This window comes from Janthinobacterium sp. OK676 (genome assembly GCF_900103595.1).
Lineage (GTDB): Bacteria > Pseudomonadota > Gammaproteobacteria > Burkholderiales > Burkholderiaceae_D > Janthinobacterium.
The window spans coordinates 1-12,707 of the sequence record NZ_FNHA01000007.1; the positions used below are offsets into that span (position 1 = coordinate 1).

Here is a 12,707-nt window from a genome sequence, read left to right on the forward strand (position 1 = left end):
TCCAATGCGGGAGTAGCTCAGTTGGTAGAGCGCAACCTTGCCAAGGTTGAGGTCGAGAGTTCGAGACTCTTCTCCCGCTCCAGTTTTCAAGGTGGGCCGCAAGGCGCATCCAAGCAGTTCCTCTGGCGAGGTAGCAAAGAGGTTATGCAGCGGCCTGCAAAGCCGTTTAGACGGGTTCGATTCCCGTCCTCGCCTCCAGATGCAGCGTATGTGATACATGCGTAGATAAAAAAGCCCACTTCGGTGGGCTTTTTTTCGCTTGTGGCGAGGTTCCGGCGTATCTCTGCGCCGGCTGCAGTCGGCGGTCATTAAATAAATGGTTTATATTTATTGGGTTTCCGGGAAATGACTAACCGACAGTAATCTGTGGATCCCAATAAAAATAACCATACAGGCTTTGCGTCTGGCCATCGTCATTCAGGCTATATACGGCAATATAAACGTAGAAATTTTCCGTGCCCGATTTCGATACCTGCGCCGTGAAATTGGAAAAATTGCGCGATTGCTGCACGGCCGGCAAGCCATTCGACGAATCCGTATTCGGCACGGCCGCATTTCTGCGTGTAATGGTATTGGAAACAAAGGTATTGAATACCTTGTCGCCATTCCAGTAATTGATGCCGTAGACAATGACGGCCGAATCGGCATTGTCATAGATGGAAGCGCCGGTGAACGAGACAAAGTCGCCCACATTGGCCTTGAAACTCAGGTCGGCCGTGCCTTGCCCGCTATTGATGCCGCGCGGGTCGGTGGCAATCATGTACTGGCTCGTATGCGCCAGGCCCACAGGCTTGGTCTGGTCGGGACTCGTCTGACGTGGATGCTGGGCCATGATCAGATCGGTGTCTATTACAACGAGAATGTTGATTGTAATATTACTGGCATATAATTGCGCGTCGGTCATGATTCCTCCTGAGTTTTCCTACTCGTCTGGCTTTTCGGATACGCCCCGTTTTTTAATGTGGTCAACAGTCTCCACCACTGCTGAGTAGAATAGTGGAGAAAATTGAATAGATACTCTCCAATTGAAACGGCGGAGATTATTTAAAATATTCCAATTAAATTGTTTTTATTTTGAAATAAAATTATTGGAAACATTATTTGCTTGCCGGTGTCCGCTCCCGCTGCGCGCTGCCGCCGCGTCCATCGGGCCCGGCTGCATCTTGTATAATGTCCGCAGGCTCGGCCGCGCCGCATGGCGCTGCTGAATCTTCCTCTGTCCGCCAATCCCATGTAGTCACCGACGATTTTCCTCTCCGTGCGACCTCGGCATGGCTTCGTTTTGACGACCGCTGGCATGGCTGCGCCCGATGACTGTGCATCGCGCGCGCATTTCGCTGTTCCGACCCTGGATGTGTATCAATGATCAACGCAACTTTTCGGGACGAGTGGTTCTCGAACATACAAAAAAACGTCCTGGCGGGTCTGACCACCTCATTCGCGCTGGTGCCCGAATGCATCGCCTTTGCCCTCGTGGCGCAACTCAATCCCTTGATGGGCCTGTATGGCGCCTTCATCATTTGCGCGTTGACGGCCATCTTTGGCGGGCGGCCCGGCATGATTTCGGGCGCGGCCGGTTCCATGGCCGTCGTCATCGTCGCGTTGGTGGCCCAGCATGGCGTGCAATATCTGCTGGCGACCGTCGTGCTGAGCGGCATGCTGATGGCGCTGTTCGGCATCTTGCGCCTCGGTAAGCTGATCCGCATGGTGCCCCATCCCGTGATGCTGGGCTTCGTGAATGGCCTGGCCATCGTCATCGCCTTGGCCCAGCTTGAACATTTTCGCCAGGCCACGCCGCAAGGCGAGGCTTGGCTGCAAGGCACGCCCTTGTACGTGATGAGCGCGCTGGTACTGCTCACCATGGCCATCGTCTACGTGCTGCCGCGCATCACGAAGGCCGTGCCGCCCGCGCTGGTGGCCATCCTGGGCGTGGGCGTGCTCGGTCATTTCTTGCACCTGCCCACGCGCACCCTGGGCGACCTCGCGCATATCGCGGGCGGCTTGCCGGCCCTGCATTGGCCCACGGTGCCGCTGGACATGGCCACCTTGCACATCATCTTCCCGTACGCGGCGCTGATGGCCATGGTGGGGCTGCTGGAAACCTTGCTCACCTTTAATCTCACGGACGAGATGACGGAAACGCGGGGCCAGCCGAACCGTGAATGCATCGCCCTCGGCGCATCGAACGTCGTCTCGGGCCTGTTTGGCGGCATGGGCGGTTGCGCCATGATCGGGCAGACGATGATCAACCTGAGTTCGGGCGGGCGCTCGCGCCTGTCGGGCGTGACGGCCGGTGTGATGATCCTGCTATTCATCCTGTTCCTGTCGCCCTTGATCGAACGCATCCCGCTGGCCGCCCTGGTCGGCGTGATGTTCGTCGTGGCGCAGCAGACGTTTGCCTGGGGTTCCTTGCGCGTGCTGGGCAAGGTGCCGCTGCAGGATGCGCTGGTGATCGTCGCCGTGACGGTGATCACGGTGTTCACGGACCTGGCCTTGGCCGTGCTGTGCGGCATCGTCATTGCGGCCCTGAATTTCGCCTGGCAACATGCGCGCGACATGCGCGCCGACATCGATGACGCTGGCGCGGGCGTGCGCGTCTACCTGCCGCATGGCACCTTGTTTTTCGCCTCGACCACGCATTTCCTGGAATTGTTCCGGACTGCGGCCGACCCGGCCCGCGTCATCCTCGATTGCCGGCACCTGCACATGGCCGACCACTCGGCCATCGCCGCCATCGAGGTCCTGTATGAGCGCTATGAAAGGGCGGGCAAGCACCTGCAGGTGACGCATCTGTCCGCCCGCAACCAGGCCTTGCTGCAGCGGGCCGGTGTCGATGTGAGCGTGGCGTAAAATAGATGATTGTTGAATGTCTGTGGAGTGTGAATGCTGTCGTACGAACAAGAGCAATTATTGCAGCAAAGCCAGACGGCTTTTGATGCCTACTATGACGCGCTGGGCGCTTCGCTGGTGAATTTCGTCGAGCGCCTGGGCATCCAGCCGGCGCACGAAGTGCTGACCAATGCGGCCGAATACCTGCCGTACATTGATGCGGCCATGCGCACCATCGTCATCCGCGACGAGAGCTGGCAATGGGTGAAAACCATGCTCGGCTACTTTATCGGGGAATACTTCGTGCAAGGCCATGCGGGCTGCTGGTATGTGGAAACGCGGGCGGAATCGCCGCATTTCTGCCGCACCATGGTGGGCGGTTTCGAGCATGGCTTGCCGCTGGATGCCGCCATCGATCCGGAGGCGCTGGCGCTGGAATTCCTGGGGCAGTCCGTGCCGCGCGAGCTGGCGGCACTGATCGCCCAGGCGCAAGCCCGCGCGGCTTGATGCCGCAGGGCTTGCTGAATCAGATTTAAAACTCTTCCCACTCGCCTTCGGCAGGCGCCGTCGCCTTGCTGCCGGCGCGTGTCGCGGGCAGGCGCAGGGCAGGCGCAGGGGCTTTGCGGGCTGGCGCGGCCGCAGTTGTCGGCGTGGCCGGCGCGCTGCGCTGCGCCGTTTTCACGCTGAAACGGTCGGTTGCCGCCGCATTGGCGTCCAGGCGGAAGACGCTGACTACCTGCGCCAGTTCGCTCGCCTGTTCCTGCATCGCTTCGGCCGCTGCCGACGCTTCTTCCACCAGCGCCGCATTTTGCTGGGTCACCTGGTCCATTTCGGAAATTGCCTGGTTGACTTGCTCGATGCCCGCGCTCTGCTCTTCGCTGGCGTTGCTGATCTCGCTCATGATGGAGGTGACGAAGCCGATGCTTTGCACGATTTCTTCCATCGTCTTGCCGGCCTTGTCGACCAGGTCCGTGCCCACGTCGACTTTTTGCACGGAGTCGTCGATCAAGCCCTTGATCTCTTTTGCCGCCGCCGCCGAGCGCTGCGCCAGGTTGCGCACCTCGGTGGCCACGACGGCGAAGCCGCGGCCCTGTTCGCCGGCGCGCGCCGCTTCCACGGCCGCGTTCAGTGCCAGGATGTTGGTCTGGAAGGCGATGCCGTCGATGACGGAAATGATGTCGACGATCTTCTTCGACGAAGTATTGATCTCGCCCATGGTGGCGACCACTTCGGCCACCACGGCGCCGCCGCGGCTGGCGATGCCGGCCGCGTCGCCGGCCAGTTTATTCGCCTGGCGCGCATTGTCGGCGTTCTGTTTTACTGTCGAGGTCAGTTCTTCCATCGACGAGGCCGTTTCTTCCAGCGAACTGGCTTGCTGCTCCGTGCGGGACGACAAGTCCTGGTTGCCGGCGGCGATTTCGGCCGATGCCGTGGCGATGGTGTCGGTGCCGCTGCGCACCTGGCCCACGATGCCGACGAGGCTGTCGTTCATGGTTTTCAGTGCATGCATCAGCTGGCCCGTCTCATCGCGGCCTTGCGCAATGATGGTGCTGGTCAGGTCGCCCGCTGCCACGGTTTCCGCCACTTTCACGGCAGCGCGGATGGGGCCGGTGATCGAGCGCGTGATCCACCACGCGAAGCCGATGCCCATCAGCACGGCCAGCACGCCCATGGTGATCAGGAAGATGCGGGTGCCGCTGTAGGCTTCGATGATGCTGTTGCCGACGCCGTCGGCCGCCTTGATCTGCATGGTGGCGAAGCGTTTGACTTCGGCCAGGTAAGCCACGGTGATCGGCGCGACTTCCTTGTCGAACACGACTTTGGCGCCCGCCATGTCGCCGTCGGCCTTCATCTTGAAGGCGCGCGCGCGCGTCGTCACATAGTCGGTGCGCACCTTGCGCACGACCTTGAATTGCTCGATCACGGCCGGGTTGAGCAGGGAGGCGACGATGTCGTCCTGCAGCTTGCTGGAACGTTCCGCATCGACCTTCAAGTCTTCCTCGATCTTGGCGCGCACGACAGGATCGGTGATCTCGAACGAGGCGACGCCGCGCACGCTGTTGAGTTCAATGATCTTGGACCACTCGGCCACCATGCGCTGGTTCTTGATGCTGGTATTGATGAGGCGGTAAGTCAGGTCGCTGGCCGTTTGCATGCGCACGAGGGCGGTGACGGTCAAGGCGGCAAGCAACAGCAATACGACAGCAAAGCCGACGCCAAGTCGGCTGCCGATGTTCAGGTTTTTCATGTAATTCCTAACAGTTTAATAGTCATGATCGCCGCCGCCAGCAGGGGCGGACAGGCGCCGCAAGGCGCAGGGGATCGGGGTCTTCGGGTGCCGCATGATGGCTGTGCGGCGCGCCGCGCTGAGCGTGGCGTTGGAGGTGAAGCAAGGGGCTTGCCGGTCAGACTGACCGTAGCCCAGCAAGCCGCAAGTATAGCATTGACGCAGAGAAATAGTTTTTCAAAGCAATTTTAATTATTTTTTGATATTAATTTCATGTTGCTTTTTTACATCAAGTCCCTAGTCCATAAGTACTATCACTTACATTCATCCTTACTTTTCCCCTTTAGGGCTGATAAAATACTAATGATAATCATTCGTATTAAAACATCGACCAGGGAATTGTATGCAGCAACGTCGCACACCAGGATTCAAACCGATCACCATCGCCGTACTGGGCGCCTTGACCTTGGGCGCCACGCCATTGGCGGCCTGGGCGCAGGAAAGCTTGCCCGCCGTCACCGTGACGGCGTCGAAGGACAAGGATGGCTATGTCGCCGCCACCTCGGCCAGCGGCACCAAGACGGAAATGGCCTTGCGCGACGTGCCACAGACGATCAACGTGGTGCCGGCCGCCGTCATCCGCGACCAGAACGCCATGTCGATTCAGGACATCATGAAGAACATCCCGGGCGTGGGCCTGTCCACGGGCGACGGCCAGCGCGACCAGGTATTCATCCGCGGCTTCACGGCCATCGGCGACCAGTTCGTCGACGGCTTCCGCGATGACGCGCTGTACTTCCGCGACCTGTCGAACGTCGAGCGCCTGGAAGTGATCAAGGGTCCGGCCGCCGTGCTGTACGGCCGCGGTTCCTCGGGCGGCCTGGTCAACCGCATCACCAAGAAGCCAGGTATCGATATCACGGACCTGGCGCTGAGCCTGACGAACACGAAAGGGCGCCGCGGCGAAGTCGACGTGGGCCGCGTGGGCGAGACGGTGGACTGGCGCTTCACGGGCGCGCGCGAATTGTCGGACAGCTACCGCGACCAGCAATTCATCAACCGCACGGCGCTGTCGCCTTCCGTGGCCATCCGCCTGTCCAGCGCCACCAAATTGCTGCTGCAGGGTGATTACCTGGAAGACCGCCGCCTGACGGACTTCGGCATCCCGTCCTATCACGGCCGTCCCGTCGCCGTCGATGCGCGCACCTATTTTGGCGCCGCGAACGCCCGCGACGCGGACTTCAGCCAGTCGCGCGTCGTCTCCACGGCCGCCACCCTGACGCACAAGTTCAGCGATAGCTTGTCGCTGCGCAATGCCTTCCGTTATTACGACTATCACCTCGACCGCAACAACACGAATATTTCCGGCAACGTCAATGAAGTCAAGGGCACGATGAGCCTGGGCCACGCCAAGCTGAACCGCGACGAGAGCGGCTGGTTCAACCAGACGGAACTGACGCAAAAGCTGGTCACGGGCACGGTGCGCCATGAAGTGCTGTACGGCGCCGAGTTCGGCAAGCAAAACAAGGATGCGTCGAGCTGGGCCTCGACCGTCGTGGCAACGAACGTATCGATCTTCCATCCCGTCCTGCCGCAGGTCAACCGCAGCAAGCTGGGCGCGCGCAGCGATACCTTCGGTACCTACGATACGTCCGCCGCCTACGTGCAGGACGCCATCAGCTTCAGCGACGAGTGGAAGGCGCTGGCCGGCCTGCGCTACGACCGCTACAAACAGCAGTCGCGCCTGGCCAATGCGCTTGGCGTGACGACGGCGGACCTGTCGCGCACGGATTCGGCCTACAGCCCGCGCGCCGGGCTCGTCTGGCAACCGAGCGCCGTGCAATCGTACTACGCGTCGTGGAGCCGCTCGTTCCAGCCGAGCGGCGAAAACTTCGCCCTGGCCGCGAATAATGCCGACTTGTCGCCGGAAACCACGCGCAACACGGAAGTGGGCGCCAAGTACGACCTGTGGGGCGGCCGCGCCAACGCCACCGTGTCGCTGTTCCGCCTGGAGCGCGACAATATCAAGACCAGCGACCCGATCACGAACCGCATCGTGCCCGTCGGCACGCAGCGTACGGATGGCCTGGAACTGACCTTCAATGCGGACTTGCACGATGGCTGGAAGATGATGGCCGGCTATGCTTACCTGGACGCCACCATCACGGATTCCATCGCCGTCGACCGCAGCGTCAATGTGCCGGGCACGACGACGGCCAGCGCCGTCGCCATCAAGGGCAAGCGCGCCACCCTGACGGCGCGCAATACGGCCAACCTGTGGCTGACGAAAGACCTGGGTCACGGCTTCACGGTGGGCGGCGGCGCGAATGCCGTCGGCAGCCGCTTCGCCAATCCGGGCAACACCGTCGTGCTGCCAGGCTACGTGACGGCCGACGCCATGGCCGCGTACCGCACGGGCCGCTATGAAGTGCAGCTGAACGTCAACAATATCGGCGACACGCGCTACATCGTGTCGGGCCACGGTTCCAGTCCGAACCTGAGCTTGCCGGGCGCGCCGCGCAACGTGGCGCTGACCTTGCGCTACAGCCTGTAATTTTCACCCCCCCCAAAAAACCCGCTTGCGAGCGGGTTTTTTCATGGTGGCTAGCGATGTGCAAGTTCGCCGGGCAGGCTGGCGTTGATTAGAGGGAACATTCGCTATCGTCAAATTAATATTGACTAAAGGCAATTTTCTCCAGCGGACTGAGCCTTCATTTGGTTTGAGGGGTAAAATGATGTCATACGGCACAGGCATGGTGCTTATATCTTGGTGATATGACACGACCACGACGCCGTATGACTTTTTATTTACTCACATCATAGAGGTCTGATATGGTTCAGATATCCAGGCGCCAGTTCCTTCGGGTAACTGGCGCCACGATTGCTGGCTCCAGCCTCGCCTTGCTCGGTTTCGCACCGGGGCAGGCGTTGGCTGAGGTCAGGCAATACAAGCTGGCTCGCACGACCGAGACCCGCAATACCTGTCCTTACTGTTCCGTTGGCTGCGGCGTTCTGCTGTATGGACTGGGCGATGGCGCGAAAAATGCCGTCTCCAGCATCATCCACGTGGAAGGCGACGCCGATCACCCGGTGAACCGCGGCACCCTGTGCCCGAAAGGCGCCAGCCTGGTCGACTTCATCCACAGCCCGAACCGCCTGAAAGTGCCCGAATACCGCGCACCGGGCGGCACGGAATGGCAACCGATCTCCTGGGATGCGGCGCTCGACAAGATCGCGCGCCTGATGAAGGATGACCGTGACGCCAACCTGATCGAAAAGAATGCCGACGGCAAGACCGTCAACCGCTGGCTCTCCACCGGCATGCTTGCCGCGTCCGCCGGCAGCAACGAGGTGGGGTATCTGACCCACAAGACAGTGCGCAGCATGGGGATGCTGACCTTTGATAATCAGGCGCGTGTATGACACGGACCGACGGTGGCAGGTCTTGCCCCGACGTTTGGCCGTGGCGCGATGACGAATCATTGGGTCGATATCAAGAATGCCGACGTGATCCTGGTCATGGGCGGCAATGCAGCAGAAGCACATCCTTGCGGATTCAAATGGGTAACGGAAGCGAAGGCGCATAACAAGGCCAAGCTGATCGTTGTCGATCCGCGTTTTACCCGTACCGCATCCGTGGCAGATTACTACTGCGCCACGCGTACCGGCACGGACATCGTCTTCCTCGGCGCGATCATCAATTATCTGCTGACGAACGACAAGATCCAGCATGAGTACGTGCGCAACTACACGGACATGCCCTTCATCGTGCGCGAGGACTATGCGTTCGAGGACGGCCTGTTCTCGGGTTTCGACAAGGAAAAAGGCAAGTACACCGACAAGGCCACCTGGGATTACGAGATCGGCGAAGACGGCTATGCCAAGGTCGATCCGACCCTGGAGCACCCGCGCTGCGTCTACCAGATGATGAAGAAGCACTACTCGCGCTACACGACCGAGATGGTCGAACGTACGTGCGGCGTGTCGGCCGACAAGTTCCACAAGGTGGCGGAAGCCCTGGCTTCGACCGCCGTGCCGGGACGCGCCGGTACCATCCTGTACGCGCTGGGCTGGACGCACCACTCGACCGGTGCGCAAACCATCCGCACGGGCGCCATGGTGCAGCTGTTGCTGGGCAATATGGGCATCGCCGGCGGCGGCATGAACGCCTTGCGCGGCCACTCGAACATCCAGGGCTTGACCGACCTGGGCCTGATGTCGAACTTGTTGCCAGGTTACATGACCTTGCCGAACGAGGGCGAGCAGGACTTCGATGGCTATATCGCCGCGCGCGCCACCAAGCCGCTGCGGCCGAACCAGCTCAGCTACTGGAGCAATTACCGCAAATTCCACGTCAGCTTCATGAAGACGTGGTGGGGCGACTTTGCCACGGCGGACAACAACTACGCCTACGACTACCTGCCGAAACTCGACAAGCCGTATGACTTGATGCAAGCCATCGAGAACATGCATCAAGGCAAGATGACGGGCTATATCTGCCAGGGCTTCAATGTGCTGGCGTCCGCGCCGAACAAGCAGAAGGTCACGGAAGCGCTGTCGAAGCTGAAGTTCCTCGTCATCATGGACCCGCTGGCCGTGGAAACGGGCGAATTCTGGCGTCCGCATGGCGAGTTCCACGAAGTCGATCCCACCAAGATCATGACGGAAGTGTTCCGCCTGCCGACCAGCTGCTTCGCCGAAGAACGCGGCTCGCTCGTCAGTTCCTCGCGCGTCTTGCAGTGGCACTGGCAGGCGGCCGAACCGCCGGGCCAGGCGCGCAGCGACCTGGAGATCATGTCGGGCCTGTTCCTGCGCATGCGTGCCATGTACAAGAAAGAGGGCGGCAAGTTCCCCGATCCGATTCTCAACCTGACGTGGAATTATGCGCAGCCGCATAACCCGCAGCCCGAAGAAATCGCCCGCGAATTCAACGGCAAGGCGCTGGCCGACTTGTACGATCCGAAAGATCCGACCAAGCTGCTGGTGAAAAAGGGCGAGCAGCTGGCCTCGTTTGCGCAATTGCGCGACGATGGCACGACCACGAGCGGTTGCTGGATCTTCGCCGGCAGCTGGACGCAGGCGGGCAACCAGATGGGACGGCGCGACAATAGCGACCCGACCGGCATTGGCCAGACGTTGGGCTGGGCCTGGGCATGGCCGGCGAACCGCCGCGTGCTGTACAACCGCGCCTCGTGCGACTTGAAGGGCAAGGCGTTCGATCCGACCCGCAAGCTCATCGAGTGGAATGGCACGAACTGGAGCGGGGCCGACATTCCCGACTTCAAGGCCGACGAACCGCCGGAAAACGGCATGGGTCCGTTCATCATGCTGGGCGAGGGCGTGGCGCGCTTCTTTGCGCGCGGCGCCATGGCTGAAGGACCGTTCCCCGAGCATTACGAGCCGTTTGAAAATCCGCTCGGCTACAACCCCATGCATCCGAAAAACCCGACCGCGACCAGCAATCCGGCCGCGCGCGTGTTTGCCGAGGACCGCAAGCTGTTCGGCACGCATGAGGAATACCCGCATGTGGCGACCAGCTACCGTTTGACCGAGCATTTCCATTACTGGACCAAGCATGCACGTCTGAATGCCATCATCCAGCCGGAACAGTTCGTGGAAATCGGCGAGGAACTGGCGGCCAGCATCGGCGTCGTTGCCGGCGGCAAGGTACGCGTCACGTCCAAGCGCGGCCACATCATCGCCAAGGCCGTCGTCACCAAGCGCATCAAGGCCTTGAAGATCGAAGGCAAGCAGGTGCATACCGTGGGCCTGCCGCTGCACTGGGGCTTTACGGGCGTGGCCAAGCCGGGGTATCTGATTAATTCCCTGACACCGGGCGTGGGGGATGCGAATTCGCAGACACCGGAATTCAAGTCCTTCCTCGTGAAGGTGGAAAAAGCATGATGGGAGATCGATAATGGCACTGCAATCTTTGGATATCCGGCGCCTGTCCGCCACCACGGTGACGCCGCCGCAAGCGCGTAGCCCGGTGACGGGCACGGTGGCCAAGCTGATCGATGTGTCGAAATGCATCGGCTGCAAGGCTTGCCAGACGGCGTGCATGGAATGGAACGACCTGCGTGACGAAGTCGGCGAAAACCATGGCACCTACGACAATCCGACGGACCTGACGCCGCAATCGTGGACGGTGATGCGTTTTGCCGAACACGAAAGCAACGACGGCAACCTCGAGTGGCTGATCCGCAAGGATGGCTGCATGCACTGCGAGGACCCGGGCTGCCTGAAGGCCTGTCCGGCGCCGGGCGCCATCGTGCAATACACGAACGGCATCGTCGACTTCCACCAGGAAAACTGCATCGGCTGCGGCTACTGCGTGGCCGGCTGTCCTTTCGACGTGCCCCGCATTTCGAAAAAGGACGACCGCGCCTACAAGTGCACGCTCTGCTCGGACCGCGTGGCCGTGGGCCAGGAACCGGCCTGCGTGAAAACCTGCCCGACGGGCGCCATCGTCTTTGGCACCAAGGAAGACATGAAGGTCCATGCGGAAGAGCGCATCGTCGACCTGAAGTCGCGCGGTTTCGAGAATGCGGGCCTGTACGATCCGCTGGGCGTGGGCGGCACGCACGTGATGTACGTGCTGCACCATGCCGACAAGCCGAAGCTGTATTCGAACTTGCCGGAACGCCCGCGCATCAGCCCGATGGTGGGCTTCTGGAAGGGCTGGTCCAAGCCGCTGGCAGTGGCCGGCATGGCCGCCACGGCCCTGGCAGGCCTGTTCCATTACACGCGTGTCGGTCCGAACGAAGTAAGCAAGGACGAAGAGCACGAAGCGCTGGAAGAGGCCAAGCGCATCAAGGAGGAACAGCATGAATCCTAGTGAACATCACGATGGCAAGCTGCGCGACAAGGATGGCAATCCCTTGATCGAACGCTACAACCCCAACGAGCGCACGAATCACTGGGTCACGGCCATCGCCTTCGTCATGCTGGCGCTGTCCGGCCTGGCCATGTTCCATCCGTCGATGGCGTGGCTGGCGAACCTGTTCGGCGGCGGGCAATGGACGCGCATTTTGCATCCGTTCGCCGGCCTGGTGATGTTCGTCTCGTTCGCGATCCTCGTGGTGCGGTTCTGGCACCATAACAAGTTCGAGGACGGCGACAAGCAGTGGCTCAAACAGATGGACGACGTGCTCCACAACCGCGAAGAAAAGCTTCCGAAGATCGGCAAATACAATGCCGGCCAGAAGATCCTGTTTTTCGTGCTGCTGGCCAGCATGATCGGCTTGCTGCTGTCGGGCGTCGTGATCTGGCGCGCGTATTTCGCGTTCTATTTCCCGATCGACGTGGTGCGCTTTGCCGCCTTGCTGCACGCCGTGTGCGCGTTCGCCATCATCTGCGCCATCATCGTGCACATCTACGCGGCCCTGTGGGTCAAGGGCTCGATCGGCGCCATGGTGCGCGGCACCGTCACCTACGGCTGGGCGCGCAAGCACCATCCGAAGTGGTTTGAATCGGTGGTGCGTAATACGAGAAAGTAGGCAGCAGGGTAGGTCGGCTTAGCTTCGCGTAAGCCGACATGCTCCGCCGCCGGCGTTTTCGTATGCCAGGGCCAGTCCCCCAGGACTGGCCCCTTTCTTTTTATCGATTAAAATACTTTACAGCACAGCCAACTCCGCTGGCTTTGCCTTGC

The 12,707-nt window shown here is 60.8% G+C and carries 8 protein-coding genes and 2 tRNA genes; 8 read left to right on the forward strand and 2 right to left on the reverse strand.

Annotated elements, in window-relative coordinates; genetic code table 11:
* The first annotated feature begins 6 nt into the window (after positions 1-6).
* Both BLU39_RS14820 and BLU39_RS14825 read left to right on the forward strand, forming a co-directional pair.
* Positions 7-82: transfer RNA gene (locus BLU39_RS14820), tRNA-Gly, on the forward strand.
* A 42-nt stretch (positions 83-124) separates the two neighbouring features.
* Positions 125-198 (forward strand) — tRNA-Cys (locus tag BLU39_RS14825).
* Positions 199-349: 151 nt separating this feature from the next.
* Here the strand turns inward: BLU39_RS14825 and BLU39_RS14830 are convergent.
* Positions 350-904 (reverse strand): inclusion body family protein, encoded by a 555-nt coding sequence (locus tag BLU39_RS14830; RefSeq protein ID WP_092714238.1) that lies wholly within the window; start codon positions 902-904, stop codon positions 350-352.
* Between the two features lie 458 nt (positions 905-1,362).
* On the opposite strand from BLU39_RS14830, the gene BLU39_RS14835 reads away from it, so the two are divergent.
* Entirely contained in the window at positions 1,363-2,850 is a 1,488-nt protein-coding gene (locus BLU39_RS14835) for a SulP family inorganic anion transporter (RefSeq protein WP_092714240.1), read from the forward strand.
* A 33-nt stretch (positions 2,851-2,883) separates the two neighbouring features.
* Positions 2,884-3,336, forward strand: coding sequence for a hypothetical protein (locus tag BLU39_RS14840; protein WP_092714242.1), 453 nt, complete (start codon positions 2,884-2,886; stop codon positions 3,334-3,336).
* 25 nt (positions 3,337-3,361) lie between these two features.
* Here BLU39_RS14840 and BLU39_RS14845 read toward each other — a convergent pair whose 3' ends face one another.
* The gene (locus BLU39_RS14845) at positions 3,362-5,077 is read right to left on the reverse strand and encodes a methyl-accepting chemotaxis protein (protein ID WP_092714245.1); all 1,716 of its coding nucleotides are present in this window, start codon (positions 5,075-5,077) and stop codon (positions 3,362-3,364) included.
* Between the two features lie 382 nt (positions 5,078-5,459).
* Here BLU39_RS14845 and BLU39_RS14850 point away from each other — a divergent pair, with 382 nt between their 5' ends.
* The 4 genes from BLU39_RS14850 (at position 5,460) to BLU39_RS14870 (ending at position 12,555) form a co-directional block, all read left to right on the forward strand.
* Positions 5,460-7,610 carry a TonB-dependent receptor gene (locus tag BLU39_RS14850; RefSeq protein WP_092714247.1) on the forward strand — a complete coding sequence of 717 codons (2,151 nt, stop codon included), beginning with the start codon at positions 5,460-5,462 and terminating at the stop codon, positions 7,608-7,610.
* A gap of 278 nt (positions 7,611-7,888) precedes the next feature.
* Complete coding sequence (fdnG, locus tag BLU39_RS14860) at positions 7,889-10,960, forward strand: formate dehydrogenase-N subunit alpha (RefSeq protein ID WP_100427711.1); 3,072 nt, start codon at positions 7,889-7,891, stop codon at positions 10,958-10,960.
* 13 nt (positions 10,961-10,973) lie between these two features.
* Positions 10,974-11,894 (forward strand): formate dehydrogenase subunit beta, encoded by a 921-nt coding sequence (gene fdxH / locus BLU39_RS14865; RefSeq protein WP_092714253.1) that lies wholly within the window; start codon positions 10,974-10,976, stop codon positions 11,892-11,894.
* Positions 11,884-12,555, forward strand: coding sequence for a formate dehydrogenase subunit gamma (locus tag BLU39_RS14870; RefSeq protein WP_092714255.1), 672 nt, complete (start codon positions 11,884-11,886; stop codon positions 12,553-12,555). The genes fdxH and BLU39_RS14870 overlap by 11 nt, the downstream gene beginning before the upstream one ends.
* Positions 12,556-12,707: the final 152 nt, after the last annotated feature.

Coding starts and splice junctions, on each gene's coding strand:
- BLU39_RS14830 (WP_092714238.1), bottom strand. CDS start 904: ATGACCGACGCGCAATTATATGCCAGTAATATTACAATCAACATTCTC.
- BLU39_RS14835 (WP_092714240.1), top strand. CDS start 1,363: ATGATCAACGCAACTTTTCGGGACGAGTGGTTCTCGAACATACAAAAA.
- BLU39_RS14840 (WP_092714242.1), top strand. CDS start 2,884: ATGCTGTCGTACGAACAAGAGCAATTATTGCAGCAAAGCCAGACGGCT.
- BLU39_RS14845 (WP_092714245.1), bottom strand. CDS start 5,077: ATGAAAAACCTGAACATCGGCAGCCGACTTGGCGTCGGCTTTGCTGTC.
- BLU39_RS14850 (WP_092714247.1), top strand. CDS start 5,460: ATGCAGCAACGTCGCACACCAGGATTCAAACCGATCACCATCGCCGTA.
- fdxH (WP_092714253.1), top strand. CDS start 10,974: ATGGCACTGCAATCTTTGGATATCCGGCGCCTGTCCGCCACCACGGTG.
- BLU39_RS14870 (WP_092714255.1), top strand. CDS start 11,884: ATGAATCCTAGTGAACATCACGATGGCAAGCTGCGCGACAAGGATGGC.